The organism is Ruegeria sp. BI7, from assembly GCF_056537925.1.
The window spans coordinates 33,121-51,108 of record NZ_JBQFSK010000011.1 but is presented as its reverse complement, the minus strand read 5'-3'; the positions used below and the strand labels follow the sequence as shown (position 1 = coordinate 51,108).

Sequence of the window (17,988 nt, the reverse complement as noted above, 5' to 3'; positions counted from 1 at the left end):
ATATTTTTAAGAGGTGGAGTGTAGTCTTGGCGAAAATACCGGCTTACCCTTGAGAATTTTGTCTTGATGGTGGCTCTCAGGCCTGGACCGCTGGCACAACAATTGGTAGTTTGATTGCACGTCTGAGGCATATATGGTCAGAGGCCAGGGAATCGACCGGGACCTAGGGGAAAACGTGAACAACTTACGAGACAATAATTCTTTCCAAGGTGTCGCGGTCGATGACGCCGACAACCCGAAGCGCAAAGGCGGTGGAGATCGCTTGCTATCGGTGGTAGACCTATTTGCCGGTTGTGGTGGTCTGTCGCTTGGATTTGAGAACTCGGGTTTTACCCCAGTGTTCGTAAACGAGCTCAACGATGATGCCCGGGCGACTTACTTGGCGAACCGTCACCATAGCCTAGGCGGTATGCGTTTCGCTGAAAACGAAGACCTGCATTGCCAGGATGCTCACGAGCTGGTGGGCAACCGGCTTCGTAAACTGGAGGCGGACTTGGCGGCGCTTCCTGAGCTCGGGTATTCGAAAGAACGCGCGAGGACTTGGTCTAAAGGTGGCGGTAGCAACATCGACGTGCTAGCTGGTGGACCGCCCTGCCAAGGGTTCTCTGGAATCGGTATACGCAGGTCATACGACGTTGACAAAAAAGAGCTCCCGTCTAACCAGCTCTACGAACAAATGGCGAATATCATAGAGGAGCTGCGACCTCGCATTTTCCTGTTTGAAAATGTTCGAGGTCTATTACATGCCAAGTGGACGAAGTCGGGTGGTGAGCTAATTTTTCCTGACGTGCTGAAACGCTTCAAGGCAATCCCCGGTTACGAAGTTCGTTGGTCGCTGGTGCATGCAAAGGATTACGGTGTTCCCCAGAACCGGCCAAGAGTTCTCGTTGTTGGAATACGCAAAGACGTGTTCGAAGCGTGTAGTTTTCTGGAACCGTCGACTTTCAAAAGCGAGAATGTTTTGCGCAAGGGAGATGCCGTAGAAGCTGGGTTTCTGCCGGCACCACGTGCAATGTCATTCCCTCACCTAGAGGATTTGCTTGGCGATTTGGTGGATCCCGAAGTGGATGCGCTCCTGAGAAGCGGCGAGTATCCACGCGGAAAGCTCGAGTCGCTTGTCTACCCATCGCCGAAACCGCTTACAGTCATTCAGCGCAGGCTTAGGGCCAAACCATCATGGATGCGCGGTAAGAAGCTCGCACTCACGGAGCAGGAATACAGTCGGCACAATCGGCGCGTAGTTGCAAAGTTCATTGCCATGCATGCAAACAACGGGGAGATTCCTGAGGAGTTCAAGACCAAGAAGTTCGCGCAGAAGTTGCTTCCTGCCAGCTGGGGAAATGGTGAACCGACCATAACTGCGACATCGCTCCCGGATGACTACGTTCACTTCTCGCAACCACGTGTTCCAACAGTTCGGGAATGGGCGCGCCTGCAACTTTTCCCGGACTGGTACCAGTTCCGTGGCAAGCGAACTACCGGAGGACTACGACGCGCTGGGAATCCTCGTGAGGGCGTGTTTGACCGGGAAGTGCCGAAGTATACCCAAATTGGAAACGCTGTTCCTGTCGGTCTGGCGGAGGCGGTCAGCGCTCACTTTAGGCTGATTTTGGAAGAAGCCGTCGGTTGATTGGCAATTCTACGTGATCGAATTTGGGCAATCGGCCAAGCTGATTAACTTCGAGGCGCCGGTATTTTAGGCGCAGAGGACCCTAGATACGAGAAAACCGAAATGCCGTTAGTCAGATCCTCTAAATCGAGCAAACTAACTAGGTCTGAGAAGTTAAGGATTTCACACCTTCGCGTTAATTTATTGAGTTGGTTCGACAAAAACGGACGTGACCTGCCTTGGCGCTCCCTTGATGCAAGTGACTTCGAGAGAATCTGTGTGGAGGTTCTATTACAACGGACGCGTGCTGAAACCGTGGCGGGCATGTATCGAAAATTCTTCTCTCGATATCCGAGTTGGAATGCCATTGCCCTAGCGCCGGTAGAAGAGCTCGAGTGTGTTCTGAAGCCAATTGGCTTGTGGAGGAGAAGGGCACGTTCTCTTCGCGCGTTGGCATCTTATGCCGCAGAGCAAGACGGTCATTTCCCTTCAGATCCCTACGCACTCGCTAAGGTTCCAGCCGTTGGTCAATACGTGGGCAACGCGATTCTACTCTTCCAGCACGGTCAGCCTAGGCCGTTGGTAGACGTCAATATGGCAAGGGTTTTGGAGAGATATTTGAGACCTCGCCGGCTTGCGGACATTCGTCACGACCCATGGCTCCAAGAGGCCGCTCATTGGCTGGTTAAGTGTGCCAACCCAATTCGGGTCAACTGGGCTGTTCTGGATTTTGCAGCGGGGCTATGTAGAGCTAGAAACCCACGTTGCAATGAATGCTGCATGCTGAAAAAGTGCGATTTTGCAGGTAGAGTGCTGCTCGGCTAAGTGGTGTAGCGTTGATTTCAAACCGCCTATGCGGCAAATTTTGAATCTATAGAAATGCTGAGACATTTACTGAGCCGAACTCGAATAAGCGAAGTAGGGGCGAATGTTTAGTCTCGGTCTCTTCGCAACATCTCCAAGGCATCGGTTGCTTTGGATGACAACTTTCCATTCTCCTCCGATTGAATTTGTCTAAGACGTTCTATAGCCATCTCAACGTCATAGAATTCCGCAACCAAGTCCCGATCAATCTTCCAATAATCTCCCGCAGACGAGCGCACCATCTGCTTCAACGCATGAAGGAAAAGCACTAAGCCAGCGTCAGTAGATACTGAGTGACTAACTCTTGCTCTGACCAATTCAGGGTTTTCAGAGGCATCTCTCCAGAAGAGCAAACAATTGGGCAACGAGTGCAGTTCGAGTAGTGAGCCATGATCAGCGGTGTCTTGAATGCGCTCCACAAGAATTCCATTCACGGTTCGCAACGCATTCTCGTCGAGCATTGGTTCTCTTTCCCGCTGTCCCCGACCAATAATTCCATGGTCAAACAACTCTCCTCTAAGCACGTAGCTGATCCAGCCAATTGAGGTGCCGTCACTTGCAGCGTTTCTCAATGCAAGTTCGCGATGCTCAGGACTAAGCGGCCACAACAGAGGCCGCAATGTCCAGCTGGCCATTTGATAAGCTGTTGCCCCAAAGAACGAGGCGGGTCCAAGGTTACGATCCAATTCATCGGCTGAGTTAGCCAAAACCGAGATCAAACCGATGCGTTGTTCAGTATCTAAGCTAGCACCGCGAGCTTCCGCACGTAGCCTGTCCAGCAATCTCTCTCCCGAGTTTGTGCCCGATGGGTCCGTTCTTTGCGAGTGCTCTAAAAACGTTGATACCGCAACTTGCGGATTGTTTTTGGCGTCTTCGATGAATGTAGCAAACCCTTGATCAGTAATTCCGTACCTGCCTTCCACCAGGTCAAAGTACTTACGCCAGTGTTCTGGGCTACTCAGTCTACGGTTTCTGACAGCAGCATCTGCATCTTCTTGGTCCCCGAAGAGTGATGGAGTATCGTCAGGCGTTGGTACCATTGAAATCCCTGGCAGCAGGTTCTCCAAGACCGACAAGAGAGTATCCTGTTCAACCCCAGCAGTTTCACAAGCTTGAGTAAGGTGTTGACTGAACAAACCTGTTGGCCCGTCCCCCCACATCCGTTGAGGCCTGTTTACAAAGTATTCCTCGCAATACCTTCTGCACCATTCGTACAGTTCTGGAGTCTTTAGACGTAGGCAAGTGACCAAAAGTAGATCACCGGCGTCCACGCTTCCTTTAAGCATAGACCACCCAAAGCTCAATGAGTTTGTGATACGCGCTATATCTCGCGGCGTGTCGAGAAATAGTTGTCGTGCTCCAGCCCAAATAGCAGAGCGCACACTATTGGTCTCTTCTTCGCTAAGGTCTCCGAAAACAGATTGCAGTTCTTCTGCCAGAGCACGCGCAAGGTCGTAGGAGTTGCACGCGGGTACATTCACTTGCAGTTGGACGATTTTCTCCAAGTAGGCGTCACCGTCTACGCCCAATACTGTTCGGACAGAATTAGCCACCTGTTGTCTATCGTATGCTACCAAAAACGTAACATGTGGAAGATCAAGCGTTGAGCGCACAAGCCTCGCCATTTCGACAACTTCAGTTGGATCAAGCCGGTCAAGGTCATCAATTACAATTAACACCCTTACTTTAGCTTTTCTTAGAGCCCTTTGCGCAGCATCACGCAGCTCATCAAGAGTGGCAGGCTTATCAGAAACGAGTCCAAGGATCTTCCCTAATCCTGAAAATGCGGCTACCACAGGCGCAAGCCAAGGAGCGACCGCAAGCCCAAATGCGGTGGCGGTCGCTGCGCCCACAGTCAAACCAGTTTCAACGCCTTTGATGGCCCGCCCGTACAAGTCCAGTGTCTTGATAGCACGATTGAGATCACTGGTTCTTTTCTTTCTAGGGACGCTACGACGAATGCCGTTTGCAACTGCGGGTAACAATCCACGCAACAATGCGTCCCTATTGCCAATGAGCCAAGGTGAGTACGGCAAAATTACAGCGTGGGCGTTGTGATCGCCATTCCGCAGTTTTTCTTTTAAGGCGTCTCTTGTTAGGTTGATTAGGCTAGTTTTACCTGATCCCCAAGGGCCGCAAATTCCAATCGTAAAACTACTTGAACGATCATAGTCGGCTACTACTCCTGCTAACCCCTCCGCAAATGGCGAGAAGGCAAATTTATCCTCATCAGTTTTAGATATGGGTGCGTCGGGGTTGAGTTGAGTTGAGGCGTTACTCACGAATGACCTGCAGAAAAGCTTAAGGATATAAATCAAAGCTTTGCTATGCTTTTGAACGGCGCAGGTCAAGCACGGCAGACTAAGTTTGGCAGGCAACAATTTGGCGTATATTTTGCAACGGCGATCATTCGTTCGGACACGAGGGTTCGCATCAAATCTAAGTAGAAAATAACATTGAGCAGAATTTGGAAAGAAGACAGATTGAACTGCTTTCGCTACAGGATTGCAAGCCTCATGCATGGCTTGTCCTTTGGTCGGCTGGGGTAAAAATTGGTGCTTTTTACTTCAATAGGGGACTGAAAGCGGCAAGGTTCGGCCTTGCCACTAAAACACAAAAGCCGACTTACGATGCAGTGGATCCGAGATGCAAAATATTTTGTTCAATCTGGTAACTGTCGATTGCGTCTTTGAGTTGGGTTAAAGTGTACCCTTCCTTGTTGTAGACCTCTTGCGTTACGCCAGATCGGGCGTGGCCAACTATGCACTGAACAATTGGTTCAGATACTCCGGCTTGGCTTAGTCGCGTAACGATAGTGTGGCGAAAGCTGTGAAACACTAAACCCGGTTCCTTGATTCCCAACTTTTTCAGGAAACTCTCATTACACCAGCGGCCTAGGTTGCGCCCATAGCCACCATTCACGTTGTAGCTGTATTCAGGGAAAAGTCTTTTGCCTGGCTTTCTACTCTCCACGAAATCCAAGAATCCCATGCGAAGCAATTCGGCGTGTAGGGGTACTTTGCGTTTCCCTGCGTCAGACTTAACGCGTTTATTGTTGTCATCTCCTTCATCGGTGATGTTCAGATACCAAACACCGTAATCCTGCTGCACATCTGCAGTTTCTAGTTGGCATACCTCGTTCAGGCGCGCACCAGTGAACATTCCTAGCAGCATACCCCACTTGTGGCATTCCTTGCGCACCAGCCCAGACGAGTTTTCTGTTAGTTCTTTGTAAATCGTGCGGGCGTGGTCGGGCTTGAAGGGTTTGCGTTCGGTTACGCTGTTTTTGGCCTTTGCCACTTTCATGCCGTCGAAGAGGCTATGCGGTGAGTATCCGTGTCGCTCGGCCCAATCAAAAAACCCTTTGAACATTTGTATGTGGCTATTGATCGTTTTGGGGGCGATTGTCTTCTGACCCGGCAGCTTGATGACTTCCATCAAAGGCATGTTTTTTAGGGCGGGCTTGGTGTTCCGGCTGGATGGTAAGGCTTGCAGAACCTTTTTGACCTCGTTCGCATCTTGCTTAGTTATCGTGCTCAGCAACCTGTCTGGCCCAAAGTACTCAACAAGAATTTTCAGGTACGCGCTGTTCTGGCTAACTGTTTTTTCAGCCCACTGACGCGAATGTTCCGCAATGAAGTCATCAATTGCGGTACCTATTGGTGAAGAGGCAGGAAGCGCCTTTGCAGGCGGTGAAACAGTCACGGCTGGGGCGTCATCATAAGAATAGTGTTCAAGGCGTTCTACAGCCTCCAGAACGCGCCTGAGCATATCTCTGCGTCCCTTTCGCCACTCCCGGCGTAGGTCCATCGCGTTATCATCCCAGTCCTGTGTGCTTATGTCAGAGGCGTCGCAAAACGCATCGCTATCGAGATAGAGGTCTGAAAGTAAATCCTCGCCTTCACCAGCGTTTTCATGGATTTCAATCTCTTGCTGCATTGCGCTGATTGATCCATCTGGAAAGCCTTTGTCGTTTAGCCGTTCCAAATACTTGTCGAGCGAAGCCTTGAAGTACCGATGCACCATTGATCGGATTTGGTCTTGTCTTAGTCGGGGCACGTTAGTTTGATCCGGTATTAATCGACCGCAAGATGCAAGAAAGCGCGCCAGATCACCAGCCCTATGCGGGCAGCGAGTACGCAGCGATATTCTTACAGATGTTCTCTTTTGCTCAGAAGACGGAGGGATAGGCCACCGGAAGTAATAAACGCCGTGTCTTGAAAGGCTTAGGAAGGATGACTGCATCATTGTAGGTGTGTCCCACTTTGTGTCACACCCGAGCACCACAGGGCTAAGTCAATGATTTAGAATAAAATGGAGGCGAGTACCGGAATCGAACCGGTGTACACGGATTTGCAATCCGCTGCGTCACCACTCCGCCAACTCGCCTTTTCAAGTAAAATCAAATACTTGCTGTGGTGTGGCAGGCGTTTTAACACCTTTCGTCAGGGGCGTCCAGTGGGTTGATTGCAAAAATCCACCTCCATGTGTTGCAGCATGGCGCGGCGCGACACCAAGTCTCTGCGATCTGGTGAAACTTTCGACGTTGCAGCCGTTGCCGGTTTCTTCTGGATGTGGCAAAAGCCGGGAACACTAGGGAAAAACATGGGCGATCCAATGACAGATTTCGCAACCCGGCGCCGCACGATGGTCGATACGCAGATCCGACCTTCGGATGTAACGAAATTCCCCATCATTGACGCCATGCTAACCGTTCAGAGAGAGAATTTTGTACCTGACGCTCAGCGTGAAGCGGCCTACGCCGAAGGCGTGATCGACCTTGGTGGCGACCGTTGCTTGCCCGAACCGCGGACGCTGGCCAAAATGCTGGATGCGCTGAATATCTCGAATGACGAGGCTGTATTGGATATCGCCCCGGCGCTGGGCTATTCCACTGCGGTTGCCGCGCGTATGGCGCAGTTGGTGGTTGCCGTGGAAGAAGATGAAGATATGGCCGCCGAAGCACAAACGATCTTGATGGAAGCAGACGCCGACAACGCGATTGTACATGTTGGGCCGCTGGCGCAGGGCGCGACCGAACACGGCCCCTATGACGTCATCATGATACAAGGCGGGGTTGAGCAGGTTCCCGAGGCATTGATCGCCCAGTTGAAGGATCACGGACGCATTGCCTGCCTGTTCGTCGAAGGAGAGCTTGGAACCGTTCGGATCGGGCATAAATCTGGCGGTCGGGTGACGTGGCGTCATGCATTCAACGCCAATGCCCCGGTTTTGCAGGCATTTTCCGCCGAGTGTGCATTTTCGCTATAATTTCATCGCTTATTTTTCTGCGACCTTGATTAGTTGAAAACATCGGCGCAAACTACGCTCAGGGCAGCGTAATTTTGATTTGAGAAGGATTTCGACATGCGTTCAAGGACAGGGGGAAAGCTAATTAAGGCGATGGCACTGACGGCGGGACTCGCGCTCAGTGTTGTACCGGGGCGTGCGGTCTGGGCTGATAACCTGACCGACGCGTTTATCGGGGCTTACAATACAAGTGGGCTGCTGGAACAGAACCGCGCCTTGTTGCGCGCGGCTGATGAAGACGTCGCAATCGCGCTGTCGGCGCTGCGCCCGATCATCAACTGGGCGGTCGAGGTCAGTCAGAATTACAATCGCAACAGCACGAGCGCTGGTGTTGTGCGGGATGAGCCAGCCAACTTTTTCACCGGCCTCACCCTGAGCCAGCTGATTTATGACGGTGGCTTCTCGGTTCTGGGCAAGCAATCCGCGCAAGAAACGGTTCTGGCAACACGTCAGACCTTGCTGGACGTCGAACAAGGTGTCCTGTTCCGCGGGGCCGAAGCTTATCTGCGCGTCCTGGAGCAGGAAGAAGCGGTTCAGATTCGCTTGAACAACGTCGACGTGTCGTCCGAGGAATTGAGGGCGTCGCAGGACCGGTTTGACGTTGGCGAAGTCACCCGGACAGACGTCGCGCTATCCGAGGCGCAGCTGGCCAGCTCGCAAGCGGACCTCGCGGTCGAACGAGGGTTTCTGGCCCAGGCGCAGGCTGAATACGTGAATGCAGTTGGCAAGGCTCCCGGACGGACGCAGGGCCTTCCTGGTCTGCCGAACCTGCCGCGCTCGGAATCAGAAGCCGTAGCACTGGCACAACGAAATCACCCCGCCATTCTGGCAGCACAGCATCAGGTGCGCGCGCTGGACTTAAACGTGCAACAGCAACGTGCAAACCTTGGTCCGAATGTCCGTCTGAATGCCGATGCGGGTATCCGTGAAAGCTATGACAATGATGATAGCCTCGAAGACGCAACCATCGCACTGCGTTTTGAGCAGCCGGTTTATGCTGGCGGTCGTCTTGCAGCTTCGGTTCGCCGCCAAATGGCACAACGCGACGCATCGCGCGCCAACCTGCTGAACGTGCAAAAAGACATCACCCAAGGTGTTGTGAATGCCTATTCGTCGTTCCAAGCTGCTTCAGCCAGCCTGAGAGCATCGACCGAACGGGTCCGCGCGTCGCAGGTTGCGTTTGACGGTATCCGCGAAGAAGCAACCCTTGGTGCACGTACCACGCTGGACGTTCTGAACGCTCAGCAGGACTTGCTGGATGCGCAGCTGGCCGAAGTTAGATCGCGCACCGAACGGTCGCGTGCCGCTTATCAACTGCTGGATGCGCAGGGTTTGCTGACGGCTGAACGTCTGGGTCTGGCTGTCCAGATTTATGATCCAACCCTGTATTACAACTTGGTTAAAAAGGCTCCGGCGCAGATCAGCAGGCAAAGCCGGGACTTGGATCGCGTCCTCAAAGCGTTGCGTCGCGACTAAGGGCCAATACTACCTGTTGTTAGGACCGGTTTGTTTAGCTACACTCGATCCCGAGGATAGAGCGGTAGAGAACAATGACGGATAAAGTCGTAAAAGCGGGAATCGAGGACGTCTTGTCCTCGATTAAGCGTCTGGTCACCGAAGAAGATCGTAAAATTCCGGGTGTTATGGCGTCATCCAACACGCGAAAGCCCGGCAGGCTGGTTCTGACCGACGCATTGCGAGTCGGTGAAGTGGCCGTGAAAGAGAAGCCTCAGCCAGAAAAAGCGGAACCGGTTTACAAGGCCGAAGATTCTGTCAAACCGATGCTTCTGCGGGCTTGTGATATCGTGAAACATGCCGAACCCGCGGTCGAACAGCAAACCACGACTGAGCCAGAGGACGGCCTGACCGGCAGTCTGAGCGCCAAGATCGAAGCGCTGGAAACCGCAATTGCCCGAACCGAAGATCAGTGGGAGCCGGACGGCGACAGCGAAGATGCTTATTCCGGCACGCCGACAAAGCCGCTGGAGTGGGCGGCGGAGGTCGAGACACCGGCAAAACCGCTGGAGTGGGCCGCAGAAGATGAGTTCAACATCACCTACTCGGCAAAGATCAGCCAAGCTGAAACGATACACGAAGACGTTGACACAGCCACAAAGGCAACCTTCGTCCGGGACCCTGCGGTCGTGGCGTCTGCGCAGGCGGTGAAATCAGAAGCAAAAGAACTGCACGTGCGGCCAACTGGCAAAAATGCGCAGACTGCAGGCAAAGACTTGCCAGTGATGAACACAGCCCCTCTGGCTACCGGACAAGGCGCGCTGACCTTGGACGAAGACGCAATGCGCGTTCTGATCGCACAGGTCGTTCGGGAAGAGCTGCAGGGCGTTCTAGGCCAGCGTATCACTCGCAACGTCCGCAAGATGGTGCGGCGTGAGATTTACCGCGCGCTGGCCGAGCGCGAAGTCGATTAACCCTTAAGGCCGCTTAGGCGGCCGGGCCATACCCAGCAGGCGATCCAGGTCCATATGCTGTTCCAGATGGTCCGCCAGCGCGTCCAGCGTATCCTCGACCCCATCCTCATATGACAGGTCCGATTCTGCGCCCAACTGCTGCAAATAGCGGGCGCGGAAAGCGTCAGAAGAAAAGATGCCGTGCAGGTAGCTCCCGCGGATGCGGCCTGTGCTGTCAGCAGCACCTTCCGGCCGCTCTTCGATCTCAAGCCAAGCGCGATCGCAATCGGGACCTTCGGTTCGGCCCATGTGAATTTCATACCCGGTGACTGGCTCATGTCCCGGAATGGTGCGTGCCGTGCGCAGGGTGACCTGCTTTTGGCCTGCCATGAGGGTGGTCACGTCCAACAAGCCCAGCCCGTCAACAGTGCCGGGTCGGCCATCGACGCCATCGGGATCGGCGATGGTTTTGCCCAGCATCTGATAGCCACCGCACAGGCCCAGCACATGGCCACCCCGGCGAACATGGGCATATAGGTCGATATCCCAGCCCTGCGCCCTGAAATAGGCCAGATCGCCGATGGTGGATTTGCTGCCGGGTAACAGCACCAGATCGGCATCACCCGGCAAAGGACGCCCGGCTGGGATGATTTCAACGCTGACCCCCGGTTCGGCCGACAGCGGATCAAGATCGTCGAAATTCGCCATGCGTTCCAATTGCGGGACAACCACTTTGCAGGCCCCGCCACTGTGCGAGCGAATGTCCATCATATCCTCAGCGGGTAATTTCCAGGCGTCATGAAACCACGGAATTACGCCCATGCATGGCCATCCTGTACGGGTGGCGATGTCGTCGCGCCCTTCGTCAAACAGGGAGACGTCGCCCTTGAACCGGTTGACGGCGAAACCTGTGATCATCTCAAGATCACCGGCATCCAAAACCGCCTGCGTGCCGACGATTTGCGCAATGACTCCGCCTCGGTGGATATCGCCCACCAGAACGACCGGTACATCAGCGGCACAGGCAAAGCCCATATTAGCAATATCGCCCTTGCGCAGGTTGGTTTCAGCCGGGCTGCCGGCACCTTCGATCAGCACCAGATCGGCATCGCTGCACAGCCGGTCAAAACTTTCAAGCGCGGCATCCAACAGCTTGGACTTGTCCTTGCGATAGTCGCCCGCCTTCATCGTGCCTGCACGCTGACCCTGAACAATGATCTGAGCGCCGGTGTCCGTTTCCGGTTTCAACAGAATCGGGTTCATATCCGTATGGGTCGGACGCTTGGCAGCACGTGCCTGCAGGGCCTGGGCGCGGCCAATCTCGCCACCATTCTCGGTCACGGCGGCGTTGTTGGACATGTTCTGCGGCTTGAACGGCGCCACTTTCAGCCCGCGCCGCGTATAAGCGCGCGCAAGCCCGGCCACCAAAACTGATTTTCCGACATTGCTGCCGGTGCCCTGAATCATGATGGCGCGAACCATGGTCGTCTCCTATACGTTAGGGCGCAGATGACCTGATTTGACACCAAAGGGAAAGCCCCGGATGAACACGCCCGCGCATCTTTTGATCGGCGCTGCCGCTTTTGCGCGGCCTGCGCGGGGGGCCATTCTGTGGGCTGCGGTGCTGGGCTCGGTTCTGCCCGATCTGTCGCTGTACGTCATGGCTGGGGTGTCCTTGCACGTCTTGAGCATCCCGCCACAGGTCGTCTTTGACGAACTATACTTCTCACCAGCCTGGCAGACGGTGTTTGCCATCGACAACTCATTCATCCTGTGGGGGGTGGCGTTGATGCTTGGGTACTGGCGGGGATGGCGGTTTTTGACGGTCACCGCATCCGCAGGGCTGCTGCATCTGTCGATGGATTTCCTACTGCATGCCGGTGACGGTCGGCCGCAATTCTGGCCGCTGAGCGATTGGGTCTTTCACAGCCCGGTCAGCTATTGGGACAGTGCGTATCACGCGCTTTTGGTAACGCCTGTTTCTGTCGTTATATGTGCTGGTTCTTATGTGGTGCTATGGAACAGGGGGCTGTCAGCGCCCGCCAAGCTATTCTTTGCCGCATTGCTAGGGGCCGAGATTTGGGTTGCCCGCCAATGGCTGCTGCTTTTCTGACCCGGAAATAGAAAAACGCGCCCGGAAAGTGGGCGCGCTTTTTCCTGCAGATGTCGCCTTGGTTTAAGCGGCTTCTGCCTGCTGAGCGGCATTACGACGCTCGCTTTCTTCACGCGACAGCGCGACCGAGGTACGCACGCCACGACCAACGAACTCCATCAACCCGCCGACAACCCGCTCGTTGGGGTCGATACCTGCGCAGGACAGCACCTCGCGGCCATCGCGCGAGCGGGCCCAACGGGCGATCTGTTCCGGGCCGTTGCCGTATTTCTTGTCATCGGCAATAGCGTCGTCCAGTGCAGCCAGCACAACGGCTGCGAAAAGTTTGCGTGCACGATTGCCTTGCTCATTGTTAAAGGCAGTGCCGTCAACGAAATCTCTCATCTCGTCTTCCTTGTTGTTCTTGCTCTTGCATTTTCGGCGTGACGGTCCTTATGACCTATTAGATGTGATTCGGATACAGCTAAAATGCATAGTTGCGTTGCGTCATTTGCATAGCTTGCTGCAAGTGCAGCACTAGGTCTCGTTGTCTTGTCAGGTGTGGTTACGCCAGATATAGGGACGGGAACTGACGCATCAACCGTTTGTGAAGGATTTATGTGATGCCCAAGATAAATGGGAACGAAATTCGCCCCGGCAACGTGCTTGAGCATAACGACGGGCTGTGGGCTGCTGTTAAGGTCGACCATGTAAAGCCCGGTAAAGGCGGTGCTTTTGCGCAAGTCGAACTGCGCAACCTGCGCAATGGTTCGAAATTGAACGAACGTTTCCGTTCGGCGGATAAGGTCGAGCGCGTGCGTCTTGAACAGAAAGATCAGCAGTTCCTGTACGAATCTGACGGCATGCTGGTGTTCATGGATTCTGAGACCTATGAGCAGATCGAACTGCCTGCTGAACTGTTGGGTGAACGTCGCCCGTTTCTGCAGGACGGCATGACCATCGTGGTCGAATTCTATGAAAGCGAAGCACTGAACGCCACATTGCCGCAAAAAGTGACCTGCAAGATCGTCGAGACCGAGCCGGTGGTCAAAGGTCAAACTGCTGCAAACTCGTTCAAGCCAGCCATTCTGGATAACGGCGTCAAGGTCATGGTACCGCCCTTCATCGGTCAGGATGAGATGATCGTTGTGAACACCGAAAGCATGGAATATTCCGAACGCGCGTAAATCGGTGCTTTAGCAAAACACGAAAAGACCGCGATGGCAGGGGCCGCGCGGTCTTTTTTAGTTTAGCTTTCTGGGTCGACGATATCGTTCTGGGTTCGGACCGAACAATTCCAGCATCAATTCATATTTGATGCGATTGGCACTGACTTGTCTGTAAAAGGCAATCAAAAAGGCCGTGGGACCCTGAATGCGGCCAAGACCGCTGGTGGCGGCGACCACGGTGCCCACATCCGTTTTGCCATTCAGAACCAGGTACCCGCCCAGCATCAGAACACCGACCGTGCCTGCGCCATTAATTACGCTCAGCAGAAATTTCGCGGACAGCTTCCACAGGAACATGCGGCGGCGCGTGTTGTAGATATCGTCGAACTGAGCCTCGATATCGCGCGCCACGGCATCAATGTCTTCGGTCGTCAGCCTGTCGGTAGAGCTGCGCAATATGCGGACCCGCTCAGCCACGAAGACGTTCACCTTACGCTGTGAGACCAGCACGATAATGATCTGCGGTACGATCATTGAAAAGGCAATCATGCCCAGACCCGGTTGCGTTGATGAGATGTAACCAATGACGCTGATCAGCGTGCCGATCTGCACAACCGGATCTGAAAAGGCGCCACCGGCGAACTTTCCCAACTCCTCGGCCTCGGCGGAAATAGCCGTGGTCATGGTTCCCGAGCGCATTTTCTCACCGGTTTCACTCAAGTCGGAGGAACGCACCAAAAGCCGCTGGCGGATCATGCGGATCAGATCCTCGCCCAGCGTCCCGGCGCGATAGCCCAGCAGCCACTTTAAGGCGAGGCTCAGCAGGATGACCGACATCATGCCTGCACCCAGATATAGCAATCGCTCGGTGCTGATATCGTTCGAGGTCAGATGGTTAACGATATCGCGCTGAAACTCTAATGGCACCGCAGCAAGGCCTGCGATGGCGATGGACAGGACAATAAGAATGATTTGCCGCCCGGCGCTGGCACGCCAGATCGCAGCGTATAACTTAAGCATATGCGCATCCGTTCAGTGGACTGACCGCAGTGTGGCAGCGCCCCGAAAGGGTTCAAAGGGTACCGGGCCGCGCAACGGTTCAGCCGTGCCGGAATAGCAACATGTTAGGCGTCAAGCGTGACGGTGGCCTCGGCAGCCTGCATATCGTCGCTGGCGCGGTCAAACCTCAGATAGGCGATCCCCTGACCGTTCGATTGGGTGAACAAGGTACCGGCCGGTTTGCCGCCAGATGTAATTTCGGTCCCAACGGGCGCGGTGCCATTAACCCGAACGCTACGCAGCCCTTTGCGCAACTCGGTCTTATGCTTCATCCGGGCGGTGACTTCCTGCCCGACATAGCACCCTTTTTTAAAATCGACGCCGTTCAGACCCTCGAATCCAGATTCAAGGATATAGCTGTCGGGGGTCAGTTCGATACCGGTTTCCGGAATGCAATGTCGCACGCGGATGGCGTCCCAATCCGTACCATCGTCGCCTTCGGCCTCGACCGTATACGCCCGCCACCCCATATCTGGATGGCGCGGGTCGGGCAGGGCGCCTGCGGGTGCCGGGCCTATGCCGCGTTGCAGATTCAGCCCGCTATCTTCAATCGAAACATCGGCGCGCAGCTTGTACATGCCCAGCCGCTTGACGAACCCGTCGGCGATATCCTCGGCGACATCCAGCAGAACCTTCTCGCCGTCGCGTTTCAGAAAGAAATCCGCCAGGTACTTGCCCTGCGGGGTCAGCAGTGCGGCATAAACCAGTCCCTGATCCAGCCCGGAAATATCATTGGTGACCAGCCCTTGAAGAAAGCTGTCAGTGTCCGACCCGCTAAGGCGCAGAATACGGCGATTGGGCATGGGGTGGTCCTCGTCTTTTCCCTTGGCCCCGTGATATAGGAGATCGCGTCGCTATGACCAGAGGATATCCGCCTTGCCAGCACCAATCAGCATCGTCATTCCGACCCTGAACGCGGCTGAGGCTTTGTTGGAGTCCTTACCGGCTTTGATGGAGGGTTTGCACACGGGGTTGGTCCGAGAGCTGATCGTTACCGATGGCGGTTCGACCGACCAGACCCTTGAAATTGCAGAAGAGGCGGGGGCTGAGATTGTGACCGGGCCGCCCTCACGCGGGGGGCAGTTGCTGCGGGGCTGCGCGGTAGCCAAAGGTGAATGGCTTTTGGTTTTGCACGCCGATACCGTCCTGCAAGAAGGGTGGAGCAAGGACGTCGGAGAGCATCTGCCCACGGGCAACCCCGCGGCTTTTCGTCTGACCTTTCAGGCCAGCGGGTTTTGGTCAGCCTGGGTTGCGGGCTGGGCCAATCTGCGCAGCCGGGTGTTTAGCCTACCTTATGGTGATCAGGGGTTGCTTGTGCCGCGTCGCGCCTATGACAAAGCCGCAGGTTACCCGGACCAGCCGTTGATGGAGGACGTGGCGCTGGTGCGCGCCTTGCCCCGCATCACCCTGCTGAGCACCCGCGCGGCTACGAGCGCGGACCGCTATGCGCGGGCGGGGTGGCTGCGTCGGGGAGCACGGAATCTGTGGACCCTGACACGATATTTTCTTGGGGCTGATCCGGAACGCTTGGCGCAGGCGTACCGACGCTGAGCGTTGTGCGCAGTTCGACAATGGATTTGCCCAACCGGAAGGGCGCGGCAAAGCTGACCAGACACAGGGCGACGATTTGCAACACCAGTATATGCGCGTTTTCCTGCAGGTATTCCCATTCGTCTTTTAGCTTTCCGACCTGTTCAACCAGGTCATCATAGCTTTGGGCAAGGATCAGATAATCCCCGGCAATGGCGGGCACTTTCCGGCGCATGTTGTCGATCGCAACCTGTGTTGCATCGTCCAGCGTGGTGAAAACAAGGAACTGATCGATGCTGAACGCATCGGCCTTGGCGGCCATAGCGCGAATTTCCTGCTGTTCATCTTTCGCTTGCCCGCCAAGTAGGAAATGCAACCCCTGTAGCGGTGCCACCTCATTGGTCACAGCGATGAACAAGGGCAGGTCAGCATTACTGGCGGTTGAGGCCGAAAGGAATTCAACCTTATCGCACAAAACGGCGGTGTCCGGGTCATAGGCTGGATCGCAGAACCGCAGTCGGAAGCGCGCGGCGTCGCGGTCAAAAGCAAGCGTCGCGGCATAAGCCACATCGATTTGCCGGTCCAACCGCGAACTGTCCGAGGTGTAGAGCCCGGCCAGAACCGCCACCAGTGCGCCGATCCCGCCCAGAACGACCCAGACAAGGTCGGCCAGCTTCCATGCCCGGTGCCCGGCCGGTTTGCGAAATAGAAACGCGGTGCCAACCGAGCCGATAATAAAGAACAAGATCAGCAAGGGCAGTTGATTTTCGGTCACAAATGTCATGACATCAAAGTGACCGCGCGCCAGCGCGCTGGCAACACTCCTCACGTTCAGTTGTAGAGATTCCGCATCAATAGGGCTTTGCCTGCAGGGCAGCTATCTTGCGCTGGTCAACGGCACAATCACCGCTTCCTCCTGCGGTGGAAACCCAAACAGACTCACCGAAAACATTCTCAAAACACTGATCGAAGCTGCGTTGTGATCGGCCTCAACCTGTGCAAATAACTTAGCCGGTCCGATTTGCAGGACAGTTTCTTCCTTTACGAAAGGTTCGGATGTGACCCTGTTTGTCATTGCCATCATTTTGACGGCGGCGGTGTTGCACGCGGTTTGGAATGCGATTGTCAAAACCGCGGCTGATCGGACCACCACTCTGGGTCTGGTGGCGTTGGGGCATGTCATTCCAGCAACGGTAATGATCCTGTTGCTGCCACTGCCCAGTGCCGAAAGCTTTCCATACATCCTGATCTCAACCGTGGTGCATTTCGGCTATTATTTCATGCTCGGCAAAGCCTATCAGCACGGAGACCTAAGCGTCGTATACCCAATTGCCCGCGGTATCGTTCCGGCGCTTGTATCGCTGTGGGCGATGCTGTTGGTGGGCGAGGTGCTGCCGCTGCAAGCGTGGGGAGGGATCGCGCTGATTGCGGTTGGTATCCAGCTCAGCAGTTGGAAGGCATTGCGCTCTGGTGTGGGCCGTTGGGCCCTTGGATTTGCGCTGGGTACGGGCTTTTGCATCTCGATATATTCGGTCGTGGACGGTATTGGCGTGCGCTTGTCAGGCAATACGCTTAGCTACTGGGCCTGGGGTGCGTTTCTGCATCTGTTTATCGCGGGGTTTGTTGGTATCCGTCGACGGAAGACCCTGGCTGAATTGCCTGCCAAAGTCTGGATGATCGGCATTCTGGGCGGGCTTGTTTCGATGACAGCCTATGGTCTGGTGCTTTATGCCAAGAACTACGCACCGCTTGGTGCAGTTTCGGCGCTACGGGAAACCTCGGTAATATTCGCGGCGCTGATCGGGTTTGTTTTCCTGAAAGAGGGGAACTGGATGCGGCGGCTTGGTGCAGCGGTTCTTATGGCTGTCGGAGTGGCGCTGATAGGCCTGTCCGTCTGATAGGCCTGCGACACAGCCTTGCTGAAGTCGCCCCCGATCTCTCATAGTA

Annotated in this window: 15 protein-coding genes and 1 tRNA gene; 9 read left to right on the top strand and 7 right to left on the bottom strand. The window is 54.9% G+C overall.

Annotated features, from left to right (window positions below; all coding sequences use genetic code 11):
- The first annotated feature begins 175 nt into the window (after positions 1–175).
- Positions 176–1,630 (top strand): DNA cytosine methyltransferase, encoded by a 1,455-nt coding sequence (locus ACR0JB_RS18980; protein WP_480790193.1) that lies wholly within the window; start codon positions 176–178, stop codon positions 1,628–1,630.
- Between the two features lie 102 nt (positions 1,631–1,732).
- Positions 1,733–2,434: an HhH-GPD family protein gene (locus tag ACR0JB_RS18975; RefSeq protein WP_480790192.1), complete on the top strand. Its 702-nt coding sequence runs from the start codon at positions 1,733–1,735 to the stop codon at positions 2,432–2,434.
- Between the two features lie 107 nt (positions 2,435–2,541).
- Here the strand turns inward: ACR0JB_RS18975 and ACR0JB_RS18970 are convergent, their stop codons facing one another.
- The 3 genes from ACR0JB_RS18970 to ACR0JB_RS18960 form a co-directional block, all read right to left on the bottom strand.
- The gene (locus ACR0JB_RS18970; RefSeq protein ID WP_480790191.1) at positions 2,542–4,995 is read right to left on the bottom strand and encodes a KAP family P-loop NTPase fold protein; all 2,454 of its coding nucleotides are present in this window, start codon (positions 4,993–4,995) and stop codon (positions 2,542–2,544) included.
- 103 nt (positions 4,996–5,098) lie between these two features.
- Positions 5,099–6,499, bottom strand: coding sequence for a site-specific integrase (locus ACR0JB_RS18965; protein ID WP_480790190.1), 1,401 nt, complete (start codon positions 6,497–6,499; stop codon positions 5,099–5,101).
- Positions 6,500–6,788: 289 nt separating this feature from the next.
- Positions 6,789–6,862, bottom strand: a tRNA-Cys gene (locus tag ACR0JB_RS18960).
- 228 nt (positions 6,863–7,090) lie between these two features.
- Between ACR0JB_RS18960 and ACR0JB_RS18955 the strand changes: the two genes are divergently transcribed.
- The 3 genes from ACR0JB_RS18955 (at position 7,091) to ACR0JB_RS18945 (ending at position 10,212) form a co-directional block, all read left to right on the top strand.
- Positions 7,091–7,744 carry a protein-L-isoaspartate O-methyltransferase family protein gene (locus ACR0JB_RS18955; protein ID WP_170349438.1) on the top strand — a complete coding sequence of 218 codons (654 nt, stop codon included), beginning with the start codon at positions 7,091–7,093 and terminating at the stop codon, positions 7,742–7,744.
- Between the two features lie 96 nt (positions 7,745–7,840).
- Entirely contained in the window at positions 7,841–9,259 is a 1,419-nt protein-coding gene (locus ACR0JB_RS18950) for a TolC family outer membrane protein (RefSeq protein ID WP_170396373.1), read from the top strand.
- A 74-nt stretch (positions 9,260–9,333) separates the two neighbouring features.
- Entirely contained in the window at positions 9,334–10,212 is an 879-nt protein-coding gene (locus ACR0JB_RS18945; protein WP_425080386.1) for a hypothetical protein, read from the top strand.
- 3 nt (positions 10,213–10,215) lie between these two features.
- On the opposite strand, the gene ACR0JB_RS18940 is transcribed toward ACR0JB_RS18945, so the two are convergent.
- Positions 10,216–11,673 (bottom strand): cobyric acid synthase, encoded by a 1,458-nt coding sequence (locus tag ACR0JB_RS18940; protein ID WP_170410436.1) that lies wholly within the window; start codon positions 11,671–11,673, stop codon positions 10,216–10,218.
- A 61-nt stretch (positions 11,674–11,734) separates the two neighbouring features.
- On the opposite strand from ACR0JB_RS18940, the gene ACR0JB_RS18935 reads away from it, so the two are divergent.
- Positions 11,735–12,304, top strand: a complete 570-nt coding sequence (locus ACR0JB_RS18935) for a cobalamin biosynthesis protein CobQ (RefSeq protein WP_170396369.1) — start codon at positions 11,735–11,737, stop codon at positions 12,302–12,304.
- A 63-nt stretch (positions 12,305–12,367) separates the two neighbouring features.
- Here the strand turns inward: ACR0JB_RS18935 and ACR0JB_RS18930 are convergent, their stop codons facing one another.
- Positions 12,368–12,688 carry a DUF6280 family protein gene (locus ACR0JB_RS18930; RefSeq protein ID WP_008757056.1) on the bottom strand — a complete coding sequence of 107 codons (321 nt, stop codon included), beginning with the start codon at positions 12,686–12,688 and terminating at the stop codon, positions 12,368–12,370.
- 218 nt (positions 12,689–12,906) lie between these two features.
- On the opposite strand from ACR0JB_RS18930, the gene efp reads away from it, so the two are divergent.
- Complete coding sequence (gene efp / locus ACR0JB_RS18925; protein ID WP_170349189.1) at positions 12,907–13,470, top strand: elongation factor P; 564 nt, start codon at positions 12,907–12,909, stop codon at positions 13,468–13,470.
- Between the two features lie 57 nt (positions 13,471–13,527).
- Here the strand turns inward: efp and ACR0JB_RS18920 are convergent, their stop codons facing one another.
- Positions 13,528–14,472 (bottom strand): ABC transporter transmembrane domain-containing protein, encoded by a 945-nt coding sequence (locus ACR0JB_RS18920; RefSeq protein ID WP_170396368.1) that lies wholly within the window; start codon positions 14,470–14,472, stop codon positions 13,528–13,530.
- A gap of 104 nt (positions 14,473–14,576) precedes the next feature.
- Positions 14,577–15,314: a CAF17-like 4Fe-4S cluster assembly/insertion protein YgfZ gene (gene ygfZ, locus ACR0JB_RS18915; protein ID WP_170396366.1), complete on the bottom strand. Its 738-nt coding sequence runs from the start codon at positions 15,312–15,314 to the stop codon at positions 14,577–14,579.
- Between the two features lie 73 nt (positions 15,315–15,387).
- Between ygfZ and ACR0JB_RS18910 the strand changes: the two genes are divergently transcribed.
- A complete protein-coding gene (locus ACR0JB_RS18910; RefSeq protein WP_480790189.1) occupies positions 15,388–16,062 on the top strand; it encodes a TIGR04283 family arsenosugar biosynthesis glycosyltransferase in 675 nt (224 codons plus the stop codon).
- Between the two features lie 1,037 nt (positions 16,063–17,099).
- On the top strand, positions 17,100–17,939 hold the full coding sequence (locus tag ACR0JB_RS18905; protein ID WP_480790188.1) for an EamA family transporter: 840 nt from the start codon (positions 17,100–17,102) through the stop codon (positions 17,937–17,939).
- The last annotated feature ends 49 nt before the right edge of the window (positions 17,940–17,988 follow it).

What these genes read in the sequence shown, in the direction of transcription:
- ACR0JB_RS18975 (WP_480790192.1), top strand. Translation starts at nt 1,733, where the DNA reads ATGCCGTTAGTCAGATCCTCTAAATCGAGCAAACTAACTAGGTCTGAG.
- ACR0JB_RS18970 (WP_480790191.1), bottom strand. Translation starts at nt 4,995, where the DNA reads ATGCATGAGGCTTGCAATCCTGTAGCGAAAGCAGTTCAATCTGTCTTC.
- ACR0JB_RS18965 (WP_480790190.1), bottom strand. Translation starts at nt 6,499, where the DNA reads ATGGTGCATCGGTACTTCAAGGCTTCGCTCGACAAGTATTTGGAACGG.
- ACR0JB_RS18955 (WP_170349438.1), top strand. Translation starts at nt 7,091, where the DNA reads ATGACAGATTTCGCAACCCGGCGCCGCACGATGGTCGATACGCAGATC.
- ACR0JB_RS18950 (WP_170396373.1), top strand. Translation starts at nt 7,841, where the DNA reads ATGCGTTCAAGGACAGGGGGAAAGCTAATTAAGGCGATGGCACTGACG.
- ACR0JB_RS18945 (WP_425080386.1), top strand. Translation starts at nt 9,334, where the DNA reads ATGACGGATAAAGTCGTAAAAGCGGGAATCGAGGACGTCTTGTCCTCG.
- ACR0JB_RS18940 (WP_170410436.1), bottom strand. Translation starts at nt 11,673, where the DNA reads ATGGTTCGCGCCATCATGATTCAGGGCACCGGCAGCAATGTCGGAAAA.
- ACR0JB_RS18935 (WP_170396369.1), top strand. Translation starts at nt 11,735, where the DNA reads ATGAACACGCCCGCGCATCTTTTGATCGGCGCTGCCGCTTTTGCGCGG.
- ACR0JB_RS18930 (WP_008757056.1), bottom strand. Translation starts at nt 12,688, where the DNA reads ATGAGAGATTTCGTTGACGGCACTGCCTTTAACAATGAGCAAGGCAAT.
- efp (WP_170349189.1), top strand. Translation starts at nt 12,907, where the DNA reads ATGCCCAAGATAAATGGGAACGAAATTCGCCCCGGCAACGTGCTTGAG.
- ACR0JB_RS18920 (WP_170396368.1), bottom strand. Translation starts at nt 14,472, where the DNA reads ATGCTTAAGTTATACGCTGCGATCTGGCGTGCCAGCGCCGGGCGGCAA.
- ygfZ (WP_170396366.1), bottom strand. Translation starts at nt 15,314, where the DNA reads ATGCCCAATCGCCGTATTCTGCGCCTTAGCGGGTCGGACACTGACAGC.